Consider the following 19248-nt stretch of genomic DNA (forward strand, 5'->3'; position numbering starts at 1 on the left):
GTGTCTGGTCGGGTCCGGGGGTGCCGGCCGGCCGGGTCCCCTGTGTGGGGGCCGGCCGGTGGTGTGTCTGTGCGTGTGGGTGGGTGTGGGTGGTGGTGTGGGGTCAGTTGTTCCAGTGCTGGGCGACGAGGTCGGCGGCCTGCTGTTCCCATTGGGCGTATGCGTCGGGGTAGGCCGAGACCTGGACGGTCTGGGCGGCGCAGGTTCTCCAGCTTCGACTCCTGCAGGGCGGTGCCGATGGAGATCACCGCGGGCAGGGGCGCTTTGCGGCCACGCCCACCTCAGCCCCCTGGGGACGGACGGGCAATCGCCTCAGGCCGGGCCTGACGGGTCGGGTGATCGACTCCATGCCGGCGACATGGGGGTATGCGGGCGGGCCGGATGCCCCCGTATGGCGGACACGGAGTCGATCAACGCAGAGACCGCGCGGCGGGCGCGGTAGCGGGAGCGCACCGCGTCAGCGGTCGCGCCGTGTCGCCCGCCCTGGTCGCGCCACCTCATCCGGTCCTGCCGCGTTCGCCGGTCGCGCCGCGTCAACGCCAACCGGTAGGCCGGGTCGCCGGCCCCGGTGGCATCGCACCGGCCCGACCAGGCGCTACCCTGACAGCATGCAGGGCGTCGTCTCCCCCACCACGACCGGCGGGGCCTTCCTGGCCCGCCCGGGCCGCCCCGCTGTCGTCAGCGCCACCCTGACCGAGTTGACGGGTCCGACCCGGGGTGTCGTCGAGCTGCCCGTACGCCTGATGTGGAACGCGAACCGCACCTTCGACCTCGGCGACCCCGACGACCTGCTCTGGATGTACGAGAACGTCCTGCGTGAGACCACCCGCGCGGCCGACCTGCGCGAGTTGGTCAACGGGTACCTGCTGCGTCAGGTCTGGTGCCTGCTCAACCTGCCCCGTGGGGTCCGCGAGGCGTGGGAGCACCGGCACCGGGTCCTGCGCGGCGGGCAGGACCACCGACAGCGCCAAGCGGTCCCGGGCGGCGGCCAGGCGGTCCCGGGCGGCCGCCCGGCTTTCCGGACGGCGTGACCGGCGCAGCGCCGCCGGACGATTTCTACCGCGAGGTCGCCCGGGTGGCCCTGTCGGTCGCCGGGCGGCACCGGTTCGTGCTGGGCGGCGGCGTGGCCTGGGCCGCACATGGCCTGTTTTCCCGCCCGACGGAGGACGTGGACCTCTTCGCCGACGTCGAGGGGGCTGCCGCCGCGGCGGCGGCCGGGGTGCGTACGGCGTTGGAGCGCGCCGGGTTCGAGGTGACCGACGCCGACCCGGACAGCGATCTGGCGGAGCTGTTCGCCGGGTTCGACCGGGACATGAGGGACTTCGTGGTGGGCCGAGGGTCGCGCCGGATCCGGCTGAGCCTGGGCCGGCTCGACCGGTACCGCAGCCCGGTGGTGATGGACCTCGGGCCGGTGATGGACGTTCGCGATCTGGTGGCCAACAAGACGGCGGCGCTGGTCAACCGGAGGGAGGTCCGGGATTTCATCGACGTGGCGGCGGTCCTGGAACACTACTCGGTCACGGAGGTGCTCGACCTGGCCCGGCAGCTCGACCCCGCGCTGGATCCGCAGGACGTGCGCGCCGCCGGCCACTACCTGGACCGCCTGCCCGACCGACGCTTCGCCCGGTACGGGCTGGACGCGGCCCAGGTCGCCCGGCTACGGGCCCGACTGGCCGACTGGCCCCGCTGACGCCCGCCGCAGGGCGGAAAGCCCCCGCTGCCGCTCGTCCGCAGAGGCGGGCGTCCCGCCGCACTCGCCCCACGGCCGGCTGGCCCCGCTGACGCCCGCGCAGGGGCGGGCGGCCCGCACCGACGCGACGGGCGTTCGGGTCGCTGTGGCAGGAGTGACGCCGGCTCGTTATGGTGCGCAACGGCGCCCAGAAGGCGCGCGTCTGTTTCCCCTGGAAAGGCACCTCATGACCTCCTCCTCCGGCGCCTCGCGCCGCCAGGTGCTGGCCGTCGCGGCCGCCGCCGCGACCGCGCCCCTGATCGCCGCCGCCCCCGCCCGGGCGGCCGGGTCGAAGAAGGGACCGAAGACTTGGGACCTCGCCGTCCTGGGCACCTCGGACACGCACGGCAACGTCTACAACTGGGACTACTACCGGGACGCCGAGTACGACGACAGCAAGCACAACGACGTCGGCGTCGCGAAGCTGGCCACCCTGGTCAGCCAGATCCGTGCCGAGCGTAAGGGCAGGGCCACCCTGGTCCTCGACGCGGGCGACACGATCCAGGGCACCCCGCTGGCGACGTACTACGCCAAGCAGGAGCCGATCACCTCCACCGGTGAGACGCACCCGATGGCCAACGCCATGAACATCCTGAAGTACGACGCGGTGACGCTGGGCAACCACGAGTTCAACTACGGCCTGCCGCTGCTGGCGAAGTGGATCAGTCAGCTCGGATTCCCGGCACTCGCCGCGAACGCGGTCAACGAGGCGACGGGCAAGCCGGCGTACCTACCGTACGTTATCAAGGAGGTCCGGCTCGGCGGGCCCGGCGCGCCGAGCCTGAAGGTCGGCATCCTCGGCCTCACCAACCCGGGCGTGGCGATCTGGGACAAGGCCAACGTCGAGGGCAAGCTCATCTTCACCGACATGGTGGAGACCGCCGCGAAGTGGGTGCCGGTGATGCGGGCGCGCGGCGCCGACCTCGTCATCGTCTCCGCGCACGGCGGCGACAGCGGCACCTCCAGCTACGGCCCCGAGCTGCCCAACGAGAACCCGTGCACGATGATCGCCGAGCAGGTCCCGGACATCGACGCAATCCTGTTCGGCCACGCCCACACCGAGGTCGTCGAGAAGTTCGTGACGAACCAGCGCACCGGCGCGCAGGTGTTGCTCTCCGAGCCGTCCAAGTGGGGTCAGCGCCTGACCCGGATGGACTTCATCCTCACCCGCGAGCGGGGCTGCTGGAAGGTCGTGTCGAAGCGCGCGACCATGCTGAACACCAACACGGTGGTCGAGGACCCGGCGGTGCTCGCGGCCGTGCGCGACCAGCACACCAAGACCGTCTCGTATGTCAACACGGTGGTCGCCCGGTCGACGGTGGAGCTGTCGGCGGCCGAGTCGCGGTACCGGGACACCCCGATCCTGGATTTCATCAACCACGTCCAGACCGAGGTGGTCACGAGGGCGCTGGCCGACACGGCGTACGCGGGCCTGCCGGTGCTGTCGATCGCGGCGCCGTTCAGCCGCACGGCCGTCTTCCCCGCCGGTGACGTGCGGATCCGCGACGTGGCCGGGCTGTACGTCTACGACAACACCCTGGAGGCGGTGGTCCTCACCGGCGCCGAGGTCCGCGCCTACCTGGAGTACTCGGCGAAGTACTTCGCTACCCTCGCGGTCGGTGCGCCCGTCGACCCGGCGACGATCAGCGACCCGGCCGTGCCGGACTACAACTACGACGTCTTCTCCGGCCTCGACTACGACATCGACGTCAGCCGGCCCGTCGGCCAGCGGATCACCCGCCTGGTCCTGCCCGGCGCCGACACCCCGGTCGCCGACGACGCCCAGTTCGTGGTCGCGGTGAACAACTACCGGCGCAGCGGTGGCGGCAACTTTCCGGGCATCGTGAAGACGCAGGTCTACAACGCGCAGCAGGAGATCCGCCAACTCCTCATCGACTGGGCCCAGGCCAAGGGCACCATCGACCCGGCCGACTTCTTCGTGCCGAACTGGAAGCTGGTCCGCGAGGGCACGCCGGTCTTCTGACCCCGGCCCGCTGGCGGGCCGGGGGCGACCGTCCCCGGCCCGCCAGCGTCGTCCCGCTCACACCGCGCCCTCACCCCGTCGTCACCGGTCACCCGCCGACCTGGCCGGCGGCAGCCGGTCCAGCAGCGCCAGCGCCGCCCGCACGGGGGCGCGGGTCAGCGTCTCGTCGAAGCTCGCCCGGCCCAGGCAGAACCGGACGAACATCCGCCACCCGGGCGGGGTGGCCAGCAGGGCGTGGAAGACGTCCGGCCGGCGGGAGAACACCTCCAGCAGCCGGTGCCCGGCGCGCATCGGCGGCACCAGGTCCCGGTCCACGGCCCGCCGGTAGCCGTCCAGGTCGCCGGCGACGACGGCGGCCCCGGCGAGCGCACCGGAGCGCAGCGCGTAGCTGATGCCCTCCCGGCTCCACGGCTCCAGCAGGCCGGCCGCGTCGCCGGCCACCAGCACCCGGCCATGGCGCAACGGCGAGTCCTCGGCCCGGCACCGGGTCAGATGCCCGGAGTCGTGTTCCGGGCTCACCCCGGACAGGCCGAGCCGGCAGACGAAGTCGCGCAGGTACTGCCGGGTCCGCTCCCCCGCGCCCCGGCCGGCGATGACGCCCACGGTGAGCCGGTCGCCCTTCGGGAACACCCACGCGTACGAGCCGGGGATCGACCCCCAGTCCAGCAGCAGCCGGCCGCGCCAGCGCCGCCGGTGCGGCTCGGGCACCGCAAGCTCCAGTTCGAGGCCGAGGTCGACCTGCCGGTACCGGACGCCGACGTGCCGGGCGGTCACCCCGGAGGACCCGTCCGCGCCGATCACCGTACGCGCGTACACGACGTCGCCGTCGGCGAGGCGCAGGCGTACCCGATCGGGGTCCTGCTCCACGGCGCGCACCGCGACCCGTTCGCGCAGCTCGGCCCCGGCGGCGACGGCGGCGGCCCGCAGCCGGTCGTCGAACTCGTCGCGGCGCACCATCGCTATCAGCGGCCCGTCGCCGTGCCGGCGGGTGAACTCGCGCCTCCCGTCCCGGGTGAACGTCACCCGGTCCACCCGGTCGTGCGCGGGCACGTCGATCCGGCCGGCAACGGCCGCGAGGGAGGTGCCGATCAGCCCGCCGCCGCAAGTCTTGTACCGGGGGTGCGCGGCGCGCTCGACGACCAGGGTGCGCAGCCCGGCGGTGGCCGCGACGTGGGCGGCGGAGAGCCCGGCCGGGCCGCCGCCGACGACGACAAGGTCCCAGTTGATCACGGTTGCAGCCTAGGGCAAGGCCCGCCGGAAAGCCGGGCGGCGCATCCGGTACGCCGCGTCGGGAATCCGGCGTCCGGGCGGGCATCAACGGCGGGCCGGCGGGTAACCGCGCAGCGCAGTTCCGCCCGCCGCGCGGGCGGTCACGTCGAGGAGGAAGCCATGCAGCAGGTACGTCTGTCCGACGTCGAGGAGCGGGTGTACGAGGCGGTGGCCGCGCTCGAGGCCCGCGGGCAGGTGCCCTACCCCGACCTGATCGCGCAGGAGTCGGGCCTGGCCGAGGAGGAGGTCCACGCTCCCCTGCGCCTGCTGACCGAAAAGAACCTCCTGCACCGGGAGGACTCCCCGATGGCCGGGCTGGACTTCGGCCCGCGGTGGTGCGCCCGCCAGATGGCGTGACCCGTACGACGCGTCAGGTCGACGACCGGCGTCGGTGGAAGGCACTCGGGGTCAGCCTGGTCGCCGCCTTCATGACGCTGCTCGACGTGAGCATCGTCAACGTGGCGGTCCCGTCGATCGACCGCGCGCTCCGCGCGACACCGAGCGACCTGCAGTGGATCCTGTCCGGGTACGCCCTCACGTTCGGTCTGGTGCTGGTGCCGGCGGGCCGCTTCGGCGATGCCCGGGGCCGACGCAACGCGTTCGTTCTCGGGATCGCCCTGTTCACCTTGACCAGCGCCCTGGCCGGGCTCGCCAGCTCCCCCGGCTGGCTGGTCGCCGCCCGGCTGGTGCAGGGAGCCGCCGCGGGCATCGTCAACCCACAGGTCACCGGCCTGATCCAGGAGCTCTTCCGCGGCGCCGAACGGGGCCGCCCGTTCGGGCTGCTCGGCGCGACCATCGGCATCTCCACCGCGGTCGGGCCGCTGCTCGGCGGGCTGCTGATCGCGTTCGGCGGCGAGCAGGACGGCTGGCGATGGGTCTTCTTCGCCAACGTCCCGGTGGGCGTCGTCGCGGTCGTCCTCGGCTGGCGGCTGCTGCCAACACGGCCGGCGGGGGCACCGGACGGGCACCGCCTCGACCCGATCGGGGTGCTGCTGCTCGGCGTAGGCGTCGTGCTCCTGCTGCTGCCGCTCGTGCAGCAAGGGCAATGGCACAGCCCCTGGAAGTGGGCCCTGCTCCCCGCTGGTGTGGCCGCGCTCGCCGCCTTCGGGCGCTGGGAACGCCGGTTCGCCCGGCACGGAACTCCCCTGTTCGACCTGGGACTGTTCGGCTTCCGCTCGTACGCCCTGGGGTCGCTGATCGCGTTGATGTACTTCGGCGGGTTCACCGCGATCTTCTTCGTCCTCACGCTCTACCTGCAGAACGGCCTCGGCTACCGTCCGCTGGTCGCGGGCCTGACCATCACGCCCTTCGCCCTCGGGGCCGCCGCCGCGTCCGCGATCGGCGGCCGGCTCGTCAACCGGTACGGCCGCCCGCTGGTCGCCGTCGGCCTGCTGGTCGTGGTGCTCAGCCTGGGTGCGGTGGAGTTCGTGCTGCGCAGCGACCCGCACGGGCCGATTCCGCTGCTGATCGCCGGGCCGCTGCTGGTCGCCGGGCTGGGCAGCGGCCTGGTCATCGCTCCCAACCAGATCCTCACCCTGGCCCAGGTGCCGGTGCCGCAGGCCGGCAGCGGGGCCGGGATGCTCCAGACGGGCCAGCGGATCGGCTCCGCGGCCGGCATCGCCGCCGTCGGTTCGGCCTTCTTCTCGGCGCTGTCGGGCAGCGGCGGGGACTGGTCGTCGGCGTTGCGGCACTCGCTGCTGCTGGCCATGGGGATCATCGCGCTCGCCCTGCTCGCCGCGCTGCTCGACCGGGGGTAGGCGGGACGGCGGCAAGCGACGGTGCCCGCCCAGGGGTCGCCTGGGCGGGCACCGTCATCGGTGCGGCTCGGGCACTGCCCGGCTCAGGACGGTCAGCGCGTCGACCCGCCGAAGCGTCCCCGACGACGCCAGGCCAGGCCGGCGAGCATCAGCACCACGCCGACCCCGACCAGGCCACCGCCGACCGCGAGCGGGGTGCCCAGACTGTCACCCGTCACGGGCAGCTTGCCGCCATGGTGTGGCGGCCGGGGCTTGAACGTCGGCGTCGGCGTCGGCTGGGGCTTCGGGAGCACCGTCAACGTGGCACTCGCCGTCCTGCCCGTGGTCTGGCCGACCGCGGTGAACAGGTACTGCCCGGGAGTGTCCGGCGTGTAGGTGGTGGTGAACCCCCCTGCGGCGTCGGTCACTACCGTGAAGTGCGTCGGGGCGGCCGCCCGGAACGCCACGGGCGCCATCGCGACGGTGCTGCCGTCGCTGCGACGCGCCGATGCCTGACCGGGCAGGCCGGCGGCCAACGGCGTGATCGTGACGGTGATCTCGACGACCTCGTTGGGGCCGAACCCGGCACCGACGAGGGTGGTCGTCTCGCCGACGAAGATCGTCGACGGGCTCACCGTCAGCACCGAGGGCTGCGGTGGGTACGGCGTCGGCTGCGGCTGCGCCGCCCCCGCCGCGCTCGGCGCGGACACGACGGCGAGGCCGATCGTGAGCGCCATGATGATGCGGGATAGCCGCATGATGGGTTCCCTCCTACTGGTCGCAGTGTGGTGCGGAATCAATTTGGGTGGTCCATGGGGTGGCGGTCGGGGTGAGCCAGAGGTCGCCGTCTCCGCTGCCGGTCCTGCCGGTCAGCACGTCGACCTCAAGGGCGCGGGTGGCGCCGGGGCGTACCTCGACGTTGGCGATGACGACCTGCCTGCGCCGCTCGGTGCCGCTGCCGACGGGCACCGCGGTGCCGTCGAGCCGGGTACGCAGCACCGCGCCGCCGGCCGGGCTGTGCACGGAGACGAGCGTGCGGGCGGTGTACGGATCGCCGGCGAGGCCGAGGCCGAGCACGGACTCCGACAGTCCACGCTCCGGCGCGGTGGAGTGCAGGGTGACGCGCAGCCGCAGCTCGCGGCGGCCGTCGGGGCGGCACGGCCCGACGGCCAGCGTCGCCGCCGGCCGCAGGTAGTAGCCGAGCTTCGCGCCGCTGCCGTCGTTGAGGAACACGCCGACCGTGGGCACGGTTTCCTGCTCCGGCAGCGAGCCGGCCAGCCGGTTGCCGTCGATGACCCGCTGTTCCTCCGGGTGGGCGCTCCAGAACAGGACGCGCCGTTCAGTGATGGCCCGGTCCAGCGCGGACAGGTACGCCCGAGGATCTACGTCGCGGGTGAAGAAGGTGTCGAAGACGGCCACCGACGAGGCGGCGAAGAAGTCGTCCTGCGCCTTCGCCCCCATCCGCTGGTACGTGTCGGACAGCAGCGTCCGGACCACCTTCTCGCTGACCAGGGCGGAGTGGCCCGGCACCGACACCGGTCCGGTGGCCTTGAGCAGGTAGGACAGCACCACCGGGTCGACCGCGAGCACGCCGTCGACCGTCCTGCCGCTGCGTTCGCGGTACATCTGGCGAAACAGCGCGGCGGCGGTCGGGAAGTGCGGGGTCAGGTTGACATCCGCCGGGTACATCCCCGGCAGGTCGGTGTAGAGGTTGCGGATCTCCGGCTTGAGCTTCAGGGCCGGGTCGAAGAGTCCCAGCTCGGCGCTGGTGCCCTGGGCACCCATCCGGAGCTTGCCGTCGTTGGCCTCGATCAGGGCGTACGCGCCGAACATGCCGCCGGTGGCGCGCAGCTCCGCCGGGTTCTGGGACACCATCAGGTAGCTGCGCGGACCGCCCGCGCCCAGCAGGGGCGGCAGCAGCCGGGCGGCGCGGTCGGCGGCCCGGGTGAGCGTGGCCAGCCGGTCGATCTCCGTACGCAGCTCGGCCACGGCGTCGCGCACCGGCTCGACCAGGGCCCCGGTGGGTACGGCCACGAGGCGGGCGCGGGTGCGCTGGACCACCTGGTCGGTGGCGGTGAGTTCCGCCGCGACGGCCTTCAGCCGGCGCACGTCCAGCCGGCCCTTGCCGGGTAGCAGGGTCGACAGGTCGGTGCGCAGCAGCGTGGGGAACGCGCCGCGGGCGAGGTCGTCGATCGCAACCGCGATCTGGCGCACCGCGGCGAGGTCGTCCCCGGCGTACGGGGCGTGCTGGCTGATCCGCCAGCCCGGGTCGCCGGTGGCGTCGCGGGCCGCGCCGGCCTGGTCCTGGAGGGCCGACAGGGTCCGTTGGGCCCGCTCGATGTCGGCTCCCACCACCTCGGAGCTGAGCTGCTGGGCCAGCGCGGCGGCGTTGAGCAGGTGCGTTCGCGCCTGCCAGCCCCGGAAGCCCACCCAACCGACGCTCAGCAGCACCAGCGAGGCGACGATCAGGCCGGCGAGCAGGGCACGTCGTACCCGGGCCTTGACGCGCCGCCGGGACCTGCGCCCTGCGCGGCGAGGCTGCTCTGTGTAGCTCACACCTACCCCACTCCACAAAACGGACATAAATGATGATTCATCGTTTTTTAGCACAGACCATGTGCCCCACGCGGCCTTATGGCGGTTTTAAGCCCGCGACTCCGTCCGTGGCTCCTGCCCGACGGACGGACGGCTGCGTCGCGCGGCGACGGCCTCGTGGAGCAGTTGCTCGACGCGGTCCACCCCGCCGCGCAGGGACATGTCGCGCAGGTACGCCTCCCGGCCGCGCCGGCCCATCTCCCGTCGGGCGGCCGGCGGGATGGTGGCGGCCAGCCAGAACCGGTCGGCCAGCGTGGCCCAGTCCTCGGGCGGGCAGGAGAGCCCCGCCCGGGCGCGTTCCACGATCTCGACCGTGTCGCCCCGGGCGGCGGCCAACACCGGCGACGCGCAGCCGAACGCGGCCTGAAGCTTGCCGGGCACCGTCGCGCTCAGCTCCGGCAGGTCGCGCAGCGTCACCAACTGGTAGTCGGCGGCGGCGTACAGATCGGACATCTCCAGGGGCGAGCGCCGCGCGACGAAGCGGACGTTGTCGGTGCCCAGCTCGGCGGCGAGCCCCCGGACCCGCGCCTCGTCCGGGCCCGAACCGACCACGACCAGGTCCATGGTGCCTCGCAACGGCGCGGCGGCGCGCACGGCCGTCTCCAGCCCGTGCCGGGCGCCGATCGTGCCGGCGTGCATCACCACGCAGCGGCCGTCGCCCCGGACCAGGCGGCGGGCCTCCCGGGTCGGCTCGGCTGGGTGGAACAGCCGCTCGTCGGTCCAGTTGAGCACCACCCGCACCCGCCCCGGATCGGCGCCGCCGGCGACCACCAGGTCGCGCATGCCGGGCGCGGCGACCGCGACGACGTCGACCGAGCGGTAGAGCCGCCGGGTGGCGGCGGCCACCCGGGCGGCCCAGGGGGTCGGCGTCGCGCCCTGGGCGTCCAGCTCCGGCTGCACGTCCTGCACGTGCAGCACCGTCGGCACCGCGCCCAGCAGCCGTAGCAGGCCGACCGCGGCGAAGGTCGCCGCGGGAAGCTGGTGGACGTAGAGCGCGTCGACGCCGGCCAGGTGGCCCCGCCCGATCGTGGCGGCGCTCGCGGCGAAGGAGAGCCAGCCCGCCACCCGGGCGCGCACGGCACCGTCCCCGCCCGACCAGCGCGGCACCCGCCGCACCGCGAGCCGCTCGCTGCGGGTCTCGTACCGCCACCGCTGCCGCCAGCCCGGATAGACGTGGCCGCCCGGGTAGTCCGGGAATCCGGTCAGGACCCGGACGTCGTGGCCACGCGCGGCAAGCTGCTCGGCGAGGCTTCCGGGGACGAACGCCGGCTCCGGTGGGAAGTGGTACGACAGGATGCCGATCCTCACCGGGGCCTCCCACCACGACGGTCACTTTCCGGCGCGGCGCGGACACAGAAAGCGCTGGCCGCCGCGTACGATTCCGACGGTGGGCCCCCCGCCGGCGACGAGCCGGCGGGCGCTGCGCCGGCGGGACGGGTGCGGCCTGGTCCCCACGTCGCGACGGACCCGCCCGCGACCCGAACGCTGGGAGAAGCTCCGATGGCCGACCGCATCCTGTTCGTCTGCCACGCCAACCTGTGCCGTTCGCCGATGGCCGAGTACCTGGCCGCCCAGCTCATGGCCAAGCTGCCGGTCGAGGTCGCCAGCGCCGGCACCGACGCCGTGGACGGCCGGCCCATGCATCCGTACGCCGCCGAGGTGGCCGCCGAGACCGGGCGCGAGCCGGCCCGGTTCCGCAGCCGTGCGCTGACCGCCGCCCACCTGGCCGACGCCGCGCTGGTGCTGACCTCGACCCGCCGCCAGCGGTCGGTCTGCGTCTCGCTGGCCCCCGCCGCCCTGCACCGCACCTTCACCCTGCGCCAGTTCGGTCGGCTCGCCGGGGCGGCCGCGACGCCGGACGGCACGGACACCGGTGCCCTGCGGGCGGCGGTGCGGGCCGCGGCCCTGGCCCGGGGGCTGCTGCAACCAGCCACCCCCTCCGACGACGACCTGCTCGACCCGATCGGCGGCACCCCGGCCGACTTCCGGCGCTGCGCGCGGGAGATCGAGCGGGCGCTGGTACCGGTGGCGGCGCTCATCGAGGCAGCCGGGTGAGTTCCTGCGTCGGGTCGGCGACCGGCTGCTCGGGGCCGAGGAACCCGCCGGTGCGGGCCGCGGGCGCGGCGTCGGCGCGGCTCGGCGGGGCGGCCGGCGCGGCCGGCACCTCGACCCGGTAGCGCTCGTACTGGTACGTCTCGGCACGCCCGAGCTTGGCCATGTTCAGCACGCAGCCAAGCAGCCGCACGGAGACCGCCTGGAGCGCCTGCGCGGCGGCACCGACCTGACCACGGTCGGTGCGGCCGTAGCAACTGACCATCAGGGCACCGTCGGCCTGGACGGCGACGACCACCCCGTCGGTGACGGTACGCAGCGGAGCGGTGTCGATGACCACGATGTCCGCCGACTCCCGCAGCACCAGCAGCAGGTCCGCCATCGCCTTGGAGCCGAGCAGCTCGCTCGGGTTGGGCGGCACCGAGCCGGCGGGCAGCACGAGCAGCGACTTGTCGCCCCACCGCTGCACCACGTCGCCGACGTTGACGTCGCCAAGCAGGACGTCCGTCAGCCCCACGCCGGCCTCCAGGCCGAGGTACTCGGCCACCTTCGGCCGGCGCAGGTCCGCGTCGACCAGAGCGACCCGCCAGCCGGCCTCGGCCAGGGCGATGGCGAGGTTGCAGGAGAGTGTCGTCTTTCCCTCCCCCTGCAACGCGCTGGTCACCGCGATCACCCGGGCCGGCTCGTGGACGTCGACGAAACGCAGGTTCGTCCGCAGCTTGCGCACCGCCTCGGCCCGCGGCGAGGTGGTCGCCTCGCCGACGATCAGCGGGGCGGTACGCGCGGCGGGGTCGAACGGGATCTCGCCGAGCAGCGGGCTGCCGGTGGCGCGCTGGAGGGTGGCCGCGTCCCGCAGCCGGGTGTCCAGCCGGGTCCGCAGCACCGCCAGGCCGATGCCGGCGAGCAGGCCGGCGAGCACGCCGAGGGCCAGGTTGCGGGCCGGGTTGGGCGACACCGGGCTGGAGCCGACCCGCGGACCGCTGACCACCTCCACCTTGACCGTGCTGGCCCGCCCCTCACCGGGCGCCTCCACGCTCTTGATCAGCTCGATGAACTGGGCGGTGAGCGCCTCCGTCAGCCGCAGCGCGCGGGTGGCGTCGGTGTCGGTTACGGTGCCGCGCAGCAGAACGGTGTCGGGAATGGTGGCGGCGGTGACCCGCGCCTGCACCTCCTCGGCGGTGAGCCCGAGCGGGGTCTTCGCCACGACGCTCTGCGCCAGCCGGTCGCTCTGCAGCAGGTCGGCGTACGACTTGACGCGCTGCTGCATGAAGATGCTGCCCTGGTAGGCGTCGGTGACCCCCTGGTTGGGGGTGGTGACGAAGAACGTCACCGACGCCGCGTACCGGGGCTGGGCCCGAACCGTGACCAATGCGGCCACGGCGAGACCCACCATCACCGAGAGGAGGACCACCCACCAGCTACGCCGGACGGTCCGGAGGAAATCACGAACGTCCATCAGCCGGAAAGCCCCCGTCCGATCCGTGCGGTCGACATGTCAAGCACCAAAGCTCCCTCAGCAGTCACGGGCGGGCCCCACTCCGACGCCCCCCAGCGCATCCGGTCAAAACGACTGTAAAGGATGAAGACGCTGAAAAGCCGCGATTAGGGATAAATGGTCAGCCCACGCAATTGACTCTGGGCCACTCCATGTGCTTGGGACAACTCGGGACCGGCCGGATAGGTGACGTCCCGGCCGGATGGGTGGCATCCGGGCCGGGACGGTGAACGGGCGCAGGTTCGCCGGCGACTCAGGGGCGGCGCTCGGCCGGCTCGTCCTCCTCGGCCGGCTCGGTCTCCTCGCTCACCGCGTCGCTGAACGACTCGGTGAGGTCGTCGCCCGGAACCGCGACCTCCTGAACCAGGTCCTGCTCGTCGGGCCGTCCGCCGGGCGGCGGCTGGGGGGCGGTGGCACCGCCGGCGAAACCGTACTCGTTGGGCTCATCGTGCCGACCCATACCGTTCTCCTGCCGCTGTCTGCAATGTCTCTTCTCGCTCACGGTAGGGCGTGATCGTCTGCTCCGCAGCGCGCTCGGCCTTGTCCGACGACAGGTCGACGGCGGTACGCAGGACGTCGGCGGCGAGTTGGAACTCCAGCCCGAGGGTGAGGAACCAACCGAGGGTGAGCCGGACGGGAGTGAAGACGGCGACTGGCAGGTGGTCGCCGGTGCGCAGGATCTCGTCCCACCTCACCCGAGGGCCGTTACCCGGCCCGGCGAGGGGTAGTCGCGATCAGTTGAGCTCGGCGACGGCCTCGGAGATCAGCCAGAGCCCGCAGACGGCGAAGAGGATCGCCGCGCCGTAACGGATGGTGCGCTCGGGCAGGTGCCGGCCGAGCATCCGCCCGACCGCGATCGCCAGGGCGTCGGCGGCCACCATACCGAGGGTGGAGCCGAGCCAGGTGCCGAACCAGCCGTACTTGGTGGCCAGGGTGATGGTGGCGAGCATCGTCTTGTCGCCCAGTTCGGCGAGGAAGAACGCCACGCCGACCGCGACGACGGCGGACCTGCTGCTGCGCTCAGCCTTGCGCTTCTCCTCCTCGGTGAGCTTGTCCCCCCGCAGCGTCCAGACGCCGAACCCGAGGAACGCGAGGCCGGCGATCAGCGAGATCCAGCCGGTGGGCAGGGCGGCGCCCAGCCCGTGACCGATGGCGACCGAGGCCAGATGGACGACGGAGGTGGCGACCGTGATGCCGATGAGCACCGGGATCGTCTTGAACCGCGTGGCGAACGTCAGCGCCATGAGCTGGGACTTGTCGCCCAGTTCGGCGACGAAGATGACGCCGAAACTGACCACCAGCGCGACGAGGAAACCTTCCATGACACCCTTTCCGAGAAGACCGGGTCGGAGGGTGTGGGGTGCCCTCGACCCGGCTGTTGCAGACAGCCTGGGTCGAAGGTCTCGCCCGCCCCACCGCAGTGGGGCCGCGTGGCCGGATGCGGAACGCACCAGTGTGTCGACCACGACATTGGGGGCTACTCCCCTTCGCGCCCCCACCCTACCCCGCCCCGGCGCCGCCCCAGGGCGGGGGCGGTGCCGGGGCGGTGGTCAGTCGGCGCGGGCCAGAGTGACGCCGAACAGACCGCCGGCGTCGGTCCAGAACTCACGGGCGGTGAAGCCGGCGGCTCTGAGCTCCGCGGCGATGCCCTCCGGGCGGAACTTGGCCGACACCTCGGTACGCAGCTCCTCCCCGGCGGCGAACTTTACGTCGAGGTCGAGCACCCGGGCCCGGACCGGACGCATGGCACGCAGCCGCATCTCGATCCACTCCCGCCGGGGGTCCCAGAGCGCGACGTGCGCGAACGCCTCCGGATCGAAGTCGGCGCCCAACTCCCGGTTGATCACCCGCAGCACGTTGCGGTTGAACTCGGCGGTCACCCCGGCGGCGTCGTCGTACGCGGGCACGACGATCGCCGGGTCCTTGACCAGATCGGTGCCGAGCAGCAGCCAGTCGCCGGGCTCCAGGGACGCGCGCATGGCGGCGAGGAAGCCAGCCCGCTCGGCGGGGAGCAGGTTGCCGATCGTCCCGCCGAGGAAGACCACCAGCCGCCGGCCGCCGGTGGGCAGCCGGTCGAGGTGGCGGGTGAAGTCGCCGACGATGCCGCGTACCCGCAGGCCGGGGTAGTCGGCGGCGATCTGCTCGGTGGACTGCCGCAGGGCGCTGACCGAGACGTCGAGCGGCACGAAGGTGCCCAGCCCGCCGCGCCGGGTGAACGCGTCCAGCAGCAGCCGGGTCTTCTCCGACGAGCCGGAGCCCAGCTCGATCAGAGTCTTCACCCCGGTCAGTTCGGCGATCTCGCCGGCCCGTTCGACCAGCACGGACCGCTCGGCCCGCGTCGGGTAGTACTCCGGCAGGCGGGTGATCTCCTCGAACAGTTCGCTGCCCCGGGCATCGTAGAACCACTTCGGCGGCAGCCACTTCGGCCGCGCGGTCAGCCCGGTCCGTACGTCGTCGCGCAGGCTGCGGCCTAGGTCCTGCTCCTCCAGGTAGATCTCCAGCGGGTCCGCGCTCATCGGGTGTCCCCTCCGTCGTTCGTGTGGTTGCCCACCTGTGCTAGCCGGTCGCCGCCGGCACCGGCGGCCAGGACGCCGACGCGCGCCCCGGCGGTCGTGGCCACCACCAGCCGCCCGTCCGGCACCGCCTGCCAGCCGGGGTCACCGTCGTGCGGTTCGGAGGCCAGCAGCACCGCGCCCGGGGTCTGCCGGAGCGACAGCGCGTGGCCGGCGGTGCTGGCCACGACGGTGTGCCCATCGGTGAGCAGCAGGTTGAGCCGGGACCCGGGGGCCGCCGCGGCGACCTCGGTCACCGTGTCGGCGACCGCCCGCGCCGGGTCCCCGCCGGCGCGCAGCCGGTGCCGCACGAGGGCCCACAGCAGCGCGGAGTCGGTCGGCGCGTCGAGGGTGAGCAGGTCGCGTACGGGCAACCGGCCGGCGAGCCCGGTCACCGCGTCGGGCCAGCCGCGCACCACCCCGTTGTGGCTGAACAGCCACGGCCCCTCGGCGAAGGGGGCGGCGGCGGTGTCGAGCACCGGCATGCCGACGGTGGCGGACCGGACGGCGGCCAGCAGCGCGCCGCTGGTGGTGGTCGCGGCCAGCCCCGGCAGGGTGACGTCGGCCCAGATCGGCGTGCCGCGCCGGTAACGGACCGGCGCGCCGCCGCCGGGCGGGTACCAGCCGACGCCGAAGCCGTCGGCGTTGACGGTCCCGCCGCCGCGCATGTCCCGGGGGGCCCAGGACTGCCGGACCAGCGAGTGCGGCGGGTCGTACAACAGGGCACGCAGGCTCACCGGCGGCCCGACGTACGCCAGGTGCCGGCACATCAGGCGGCCCCGGCGGCGACGTGGCCGGCCCTCACCGGCCCGACTCGTCCGGCCGAACGTCGCGGGTGCAGCGGAATCCGCTGAAGATCTGCCGCCGGATCGGGTAGTCCCAGTTGCGGAACGTCCCCCGGCAGGCGGACCGGTCGGTGCCGAACGAGCCGCCGCGCAGCACCCGGTAGTCGTCGCCGAAGAACACCTCCGAGTACTCGCGGTAGGGGAACGCGGCGAACCCGGGGTGGCCCCGGAACGTGCTGGCGGTCCACTCCCACACGTCGCCGACGAGCTGGTGCACGCCCAGCGGCGACGCCCCGGCCGGGTACGCGCCCACCGGCGCGGGCCACAGGTGCCGCTGCCCGAGGTTCGCGTGCTCGGCGGTCGGCTCCTCGTCGCCCCACGGGTAGCGGCGGGACCGGCCGGTGACCGGGTCCCACCGGGCCGCCTTCTCCCACTCCGCCTCGGTGGGCAGCCGCTTGCCGGCCCACGCCGCGTACGCCTGCGCCTCGTACCAGCACACGTGCACCACCGGCTCGTCGTCGCGCACCGGCGACCACCGGCCGAACCGCTGGTACGCCCAGCCGTCGCCGTCGCGCCGCCAATGCATCGGGGCGGTCAGCCCCGCCTCGGTGCGGTGCGCCCAACCGGCCTCGCCCCACCAGCGCGGGTCGTCGTACCCGCCGTCGGCGATGAACTCCCGGTAGCGGCCGTTGGTGACGGGAGCGGCGTCGATGACGTACGCGGGCAGGCGCACCCGGTGGGCGGGACGCTCGTTGTCCAGCGCCCACGGGTCGGTGGAGGTGCCCATGGTGAACTCGCCGGCCGGGATCAGAACCTCGTCGGCCACCCGGGCGCGGGGCTCGGGCGGGTCCGGGGCGTGCAACGCCGGCGGGCCGACGCGGAGTTGGTGGGTGGCGAGCATGGTCTCGTCGTGCTGCTGCTCGTGCTGGACGATCATGCCGAAGGCGAACCCGTCGGCAACCAACGGCCGGTCGGTGAACGGCACCCGCTCGAGCAGGTCGTACACCTTGTCGCGGACGGTGGCGAGGTAGGCGCGGGCCTCGACGGGCGGCAGCAGGGGCAGCGACGGGCGGTCGCGGCGGGGCTGCTTGAACGCGTCGTACAGGTCGTCGATGTCCCGCCGGACGGGCTCGCGCCCGCCCACGTCCCGGACCAGCCAGAGCTCCTCCTGGTTGCCGACGTGGGCGAGGTCCCAGACCAGCGGGGACATGATCGGCGAGTGCTGGCGCATCAGGTCGGCGTCGTCGACGGCCTCGGTGAGCGCGGCGGTCCTGGCCCGGGTGCGCTCCAACTCGGCGGCGATCCGGGCGCGTAGCCGCTCCGCGCCGAGTTCGTGGATGGTCGTCACCGGGATCCCCTCTCCGCGGCGGCCAGGCGCCGCCGTAGTCCTCGGGTCGTCTCGTCGTGCAGGTCCGCCGGCAGGGCGAGCCGGGGCAGGGCGGCCAGCGCCAGGTCGAGCAGGTCGGCGGCGGCCCGCGCCAACGGCGGGTCGCCGAGGCCGTGCCGGGCCGCCGTGTGCCACCGGTCGGCGACCGGCCCGGCGGCGGCCACCGCCTGCGCCACGGTGCCCGGCTCAGCGAGGAGCGCGGCGAGCACCGCGAGCGGCAGCCGCCAGTCCGGCCCCGGCTGGGTGTCCAGGTAGCGGATCTCCAGGTATCCACGGGGGCGCACCACCGGAAACAGCGTGCTCAGGTGGTATTCCAGGTCGTCGGTGGTGGGCGAGCGGGGCAGCGCGCCGGCGATCCAGTCGCCGAAGGTCACTCCGGGCGGCGGGGTCCAGTCGGCGGTGTCGTCGCGCAGGCAGAGCAGCGGGGCCGCCAGCGCGTACGCCGTCCAGGCCGCCACCGGGTCCGCGTCGGGTTGCTGCGGCGACCAGACGGGGCGGGTGCGGGCCGGGTCGATGGCCAGCCAGGCCGCCATCCGGGCGGACGCCCACCCGGTACGCCGGCCGGCGTGCCGGTCGGCGGTGGCGAACGCGGCGAGCAGCGGCGGGCCGACGGCGTGCACGGCCGCCCAGCGGGCGGCGACGTGGGCCGGTTCCCCGGCGTCCAGACAGACCTGGAGGCCGGCGGTGCTGTACATCATGGTCCGGCCGGCGGGGCCGCCCCGGTCGAACACGCATCGCATGGCCCGGTAGCGCGGGGTGTCGACTGTCGGTCGGGGCGGCCGCCACGGGTCGATGCCGGTGCGCCCGAGCAGCAGGCCGGCGCGGCGGAGCAGGTCGGTGACCTGGGCGATGTCGGCGTTCGTGGCCTCGATCAACGCGGCGACCGAGGATCGCGGCGCGGTGGAGATCTCGATTTGGCCGCCGGGCTCCACGGTCACGGTGCTGCCGTGCCGGAGCGGTGCGGCCGGGCTGGAGGCGTCGATGGTGGTGGGGCTGTGCGGCCCCAGGGCCGCCCGGAGCCGCTCGCGGTCCACCGGGCGAGCGGGGTCGGCGGCGTCGTGCACGGTCCACTCCAGTTCCACACCGGTGCGGGTCGGCGGGCCGGTCTTGAAGCAGATCCTGGCGATGTGCCGGACCGTGTCGTCCACCCCCCGCAGCGGGGTGGTCCGGTCCAGCTCCGGTGACGTCACCACGAGACGATCCTCTCCCTCGGCCGGAGGCGGAACAGCGTGACCATTCCCCGCCCCGACGTCCGCGATGCGACCATCTTCTGTCTAGCAGACGAATTCCGCTCGCCTTGTCGTAACAGATGTTTCGCGATCAGCCCTCGGCGGCGGTGCCGGCGACCGGGGTCGCGCCGCGTTCCGGGGTGGCCGCCGGGGTGGGGCGGCCGGTGCGCGAGGGATGGGCCGTGGGTGTCTGCTTGGGGCCGGCGTCGGGCACCAGGCGTTGGCAGAAGGCGTCCACCTCGGCGGCGCCGCCGGCGGCGACGACCAGGGGCGCGTACGCCGGGGTGGTAAGCACCCGCGCGCGCTGCGCGGCCGGGGTGGCCAGGTACGACCGGCACAGCCCGGCCAGTTGCGTGTCGGTGGCCGAGCCGCCCGGGCCGGCAGCGCCGGACGGCGGCGCGGCGGATCCGGTCGACGGGGCCGGCGCGGCCGTGC

At 73.8% G+C, this 19248-nt stretch carries 16 protein-coding genes and 3 pseudogenes; 6 read left to right on the forward strand and 13 right to left on the reverse strand.

Annotated elements, in window-relative coordinates; translation table 11 throughout:
- Nucleotides 1-608: 608 nt before the first annotated feature.
- From E1258_RS15975 to E1258_RS15985, 3 genes and pseudogenes are all read left to right on the forward strand, one after another.
- Nucleotides 609-944 (forward strand): annotated as a pseudogene (locus E1258_RS15975) (hypothetical protein); the annotation flags it as partial.
- An 83-nt stretch (nt 945-1027) separates the two neighbouring features.
- On the forward strand, nt 1028-1690 hold the full coding sequence (locus tag E1258_RS15980; protein WP_132401545.1) for a nucleotidyl transferase AbiEii/AbiGii toxin family protein: 663 nt from the start codon (nt 1028-1030) through the stop codon (nt 1688-1690).
- A gap of 226 nt (nt 1691-1916) precedes the next feature.
- On the forward strand, nt 1917-3713 hold the full coding sequence (locus tag E1258_RS15985; RefSeq protein ID WP_132401548.1) for a bifunctional UDP-sugar hydrolase/5'-nucleotidase: 1797 nt from the start codon (nt 1917-1919) through the stop codon (nt 3711-3713).
- Nucleotides 3714-3794: 81 nt separating this feature from the next.
- On the opposite strand, the gene E1258_RS15990 is transcribed toward E1258_RS15985, so the two are convergent.
- Nucleotides 3795-4943, reverse strand: coding sequence for a geranylgeranyl reductase family protein (locus E1258_RS15990; RefSeq protein ID WP_132401551.1), 1149 nt, complete (start codon nt 4941-4943; stop codon nt 3795-3797).
- Nucleotides 4944-5102: 159 nt separating this feature from the next.
- On the opposite strand from E1258_RS15990, the gene E1258_RS15995 reads away from it, so the two are divergent.
- Both E1258_RS15995 and E1258_RS16000 read left to right on the forward strand, forming a co-directional pair.
- A complete protein-coding gene (locus E1258_RS15995; RefSeq protein ID WP_132401554.1) occupies nt 5103-5339 on the forward strand; it encodes a hypothetical protein in 237 nt (78 codons plus the stop codon).
- Nucleotides 5315-6739 (forward strand): MFS transporter, encoded by a 1425-nt coding sequence (locus E1258_RS16000; protein ID WP_132401557.1) that lies wholly within the window; start codon nt 5315-5317, stop codon nt 6737-6739. Before E1258_RS15995 ends, E1258_RS16000 begins: the two co-directional genes overlap by 25 nt.
- Nucleotides 6740-6831: 92 nt before the next feature.
- Here E1258_RS16000 and E1258_RS16005 read toward each other — a convergent pair whose 3' ends face one another.
- From E1258_RS16005 to E1258_RS16015, 3 genes are all read right to left on the reverse strand, one after another.
- Complete coding sequence (locus E1258_RS16005) at nt 6832-7476, reverse strand: hypothetical protein (protein WP_132401560.1); 645 nt, start codon at nt 7474-7476, stop codon at nt 6832-6834.
- A 13-nt stretch (nt 7477-7489) separates the two neighbouring features.
- Complete coding sequence (locus E1258_RS16010) at nt 7490-9274, reverse strand: DUF4012 domain-containing protein (protein WP_243715487.1); 1785 nt, start codon at nt 9272-9274, stop codon at nt 7490-7492.
- Between the two features lie 87 nt (nt 9275-9361).
- Nucleotides 9362-10621, reverse strand: a complete 1260-nt coding sequence (locus E1258_RS16015) for a glycosyltransferase family 4 protein (RefSeq protein ID WP_132401566.1) — start codon at nt 10619-10621, stop codon at nt 9362-9364.
- Between the two features lie 192 nt (nt 10622-10813).
- On the opposite strand from E1258_RS16015, the gene E1258_RS16020 reads away from it, so the two are divergent.
- A complete protein-coding gene (locus tag E1258_RS16020) occupies nt 10814-11368 on the forward strand; it encodes a low molecular weight phosphatase family protein (RefSeq protein WP_132401569.1) in 555 nt (184 codons plus the stop codon).
- Here the strand turns inward: E1258_RS16020 and E1258_RS16025 are convergent.
- From E1258_RS16025 to E1258_RS33365, 9 genes and pseudogenes are all read right to left on the reverse strand, one after another.
- Entirely contained in the window at nt 11349-12821 is a 1473-nt protein-coding gene (locus E1258_RS16025) for a polysaccharide biosynthesis tyrosine autokinase (RefSeq protein ID WP_132401572.1), read from the reverse strand. The genes E1258_RS16020 and E1258_RS16025 overlap by 20 nt on opposite strands.
- Before the next feature lie 292 nt (nt 12822-13113).
- The gene (locus tag E1258_RS16030) at nt 13114-13320 is read right to left on the reverse strand and encodes a hypothetical protein (protein WP_132401575.1); all 207 of its coding nucleotides are present in this window, start codon (nt 13318-13320) and stop codon (nt 13114-13116) included.
- Nucleotides 13304-13507: pseudogene (locus tag E1258_RS35890) on the reverse strand (DUF1622 domain-containing protein); the annotation flags it as partial. The gene E1258_RS16030 and the pseudogene E1258_RS35890, both read right to left, overlap by 17 nt.
- Nucleotides 13508-13594: 87 nt before the next feature.
- A complete protein-coding gene (locus tag E1258_RS16040; protein WP_132401588.1) occupies nt 13595-14182 on the reverse strand; it encodes a TMEM165/GDT1 family protein in 588 nt (195 codons plus the stop codon).
- A gap of 228 nt (nt 14183-14410) precedes the next feature.
- Nucleotides 14411-15376, reverse strand: coding sequence for an L-histidine N(alpha)-methyltransferase (gene egtD, locus E1258_RS16045; protein ID WP_132401591.1), 966 nt, complete (start codon nt 15374-15376; stop codon nt 14411-14413).
- A complete protein-coding gene (gene egtC / locus E1258_RS16050; protein WP_132401594.1) occupies nt 15373-16182 on the reverse strand; it encodes an ergothioneine biosynthesis protein EgtC in 810 nt (269 codons plus the stop codon). Before egtC ends, egtD begins: the two co-directional genes overlap by 4 nt.
- Before the next feature lie 31 nt (nt 16183-16213).
- The gene (gene egtB, locus E1258_RS16055) at nt 16214-17545 is read right to left on the reverse strand and encodes an ergothioneine biosynthesis protein EgtB (protein ID WP_132401597.1); all 1332 of its coding nucleotides are present in this window, start codon (nt 17543-17545) and stop codon (nt 16214-16216) included.
- On the reverse strand, nt 17542-18777 hold the full coding sequence (gene egtA / locus E1258_RS16060) for an ergothioneine biosynthesis glutamate--cysteine ligase EgtA (protein ID WP_132401600.1): 1236 nt from the start codon (nt 18775-18777) through the stop codon (nt 17542-17544). The genes egtB and egtA overlap by 4 nt, the downstream gene beginning before the upstream one ends.
- Nucleotides 18778-18904: 127 nt before the next feature.
- A pseudogene (locus E1258_RS33365) lies at nt 18905-19248 on the reverse strand (hypothetical protein); the annotation flags it as partial.

This window comes from Micromonospora sp. KC207, from assembly GCF_004348615.1.
Classification (GTDB): domain Bacteria; phylum Actinomycetota; class Actinomycetes; order Mycobacteriales; family Micromonosporaceae; genus Micromonospora.

Bases quoted from the DNA above. Each gene is read 5' to 3' on its own strand.
- E1258_RS16030 (WP_132401575.1), bottom strand. From the start codon at position 13,320: ATGGGTCGGCACGATGAGCCCAACGAGTACGGTTTCGCCGGCGGTGCC.
- E1258_RS16005 (WP_132401560.1), bottom strand. From the start codon at position 7,476: ATGCGGCTATCCCGCATCATCATGGCGCTCACGATCGGCCTCGCCGTC.
- E1258_RS15995 (WP_132401554.1), top strand. From the start codon at position 5,103: ATGCAGCAGGTACGTCTGTCCGACGTCGAGGAGCGGGTGTACGAGGCG.
- egtC (WP_132401594.1), bottom strand. From the start codon at position 16,182: ATGTGCCGGCACCTGGCGTACGTCGGGCCGCCGGTGAGCCTGCGTGCC.
- E1258_RS16020 (WP_132401569.1), top strand. From the start codon at position 10,814: ATGGCCGACCGCATCCTGTTCGTCTGCCACGCCAACCTGTGCCGTTCG.
- E1258_RS16025 (WP_132401572.1), bottom strand. From the start codon at position 12,821: ATGGACGTTCGTGATTTCCTCCGGACCGTCCGGCGTAGCTGGTGGGTG.
- E1258_RS16040 (WP_132401588.1), bottom strand. From the start codon at position 14,182: ATGGAAGGTTTCCTCGTCGCGCTGGTGGTCAGTTTCGGCGTCATCTTC.
- E1258_RS15985 (WP_132401548.1), top strand. From the start codon at position 1,917: ATGACCTCCTCCTCCGGCGCCTCGCGCCGCCAGGTGCTGGCCGTCGCG.
- egtD (WP_132401591.1), bottom strand. From the start codon at position 15,376: ATGAGCGCGGACCCGCTGGAGATCTACCTGGAGGAGCAGGACCTAGGC.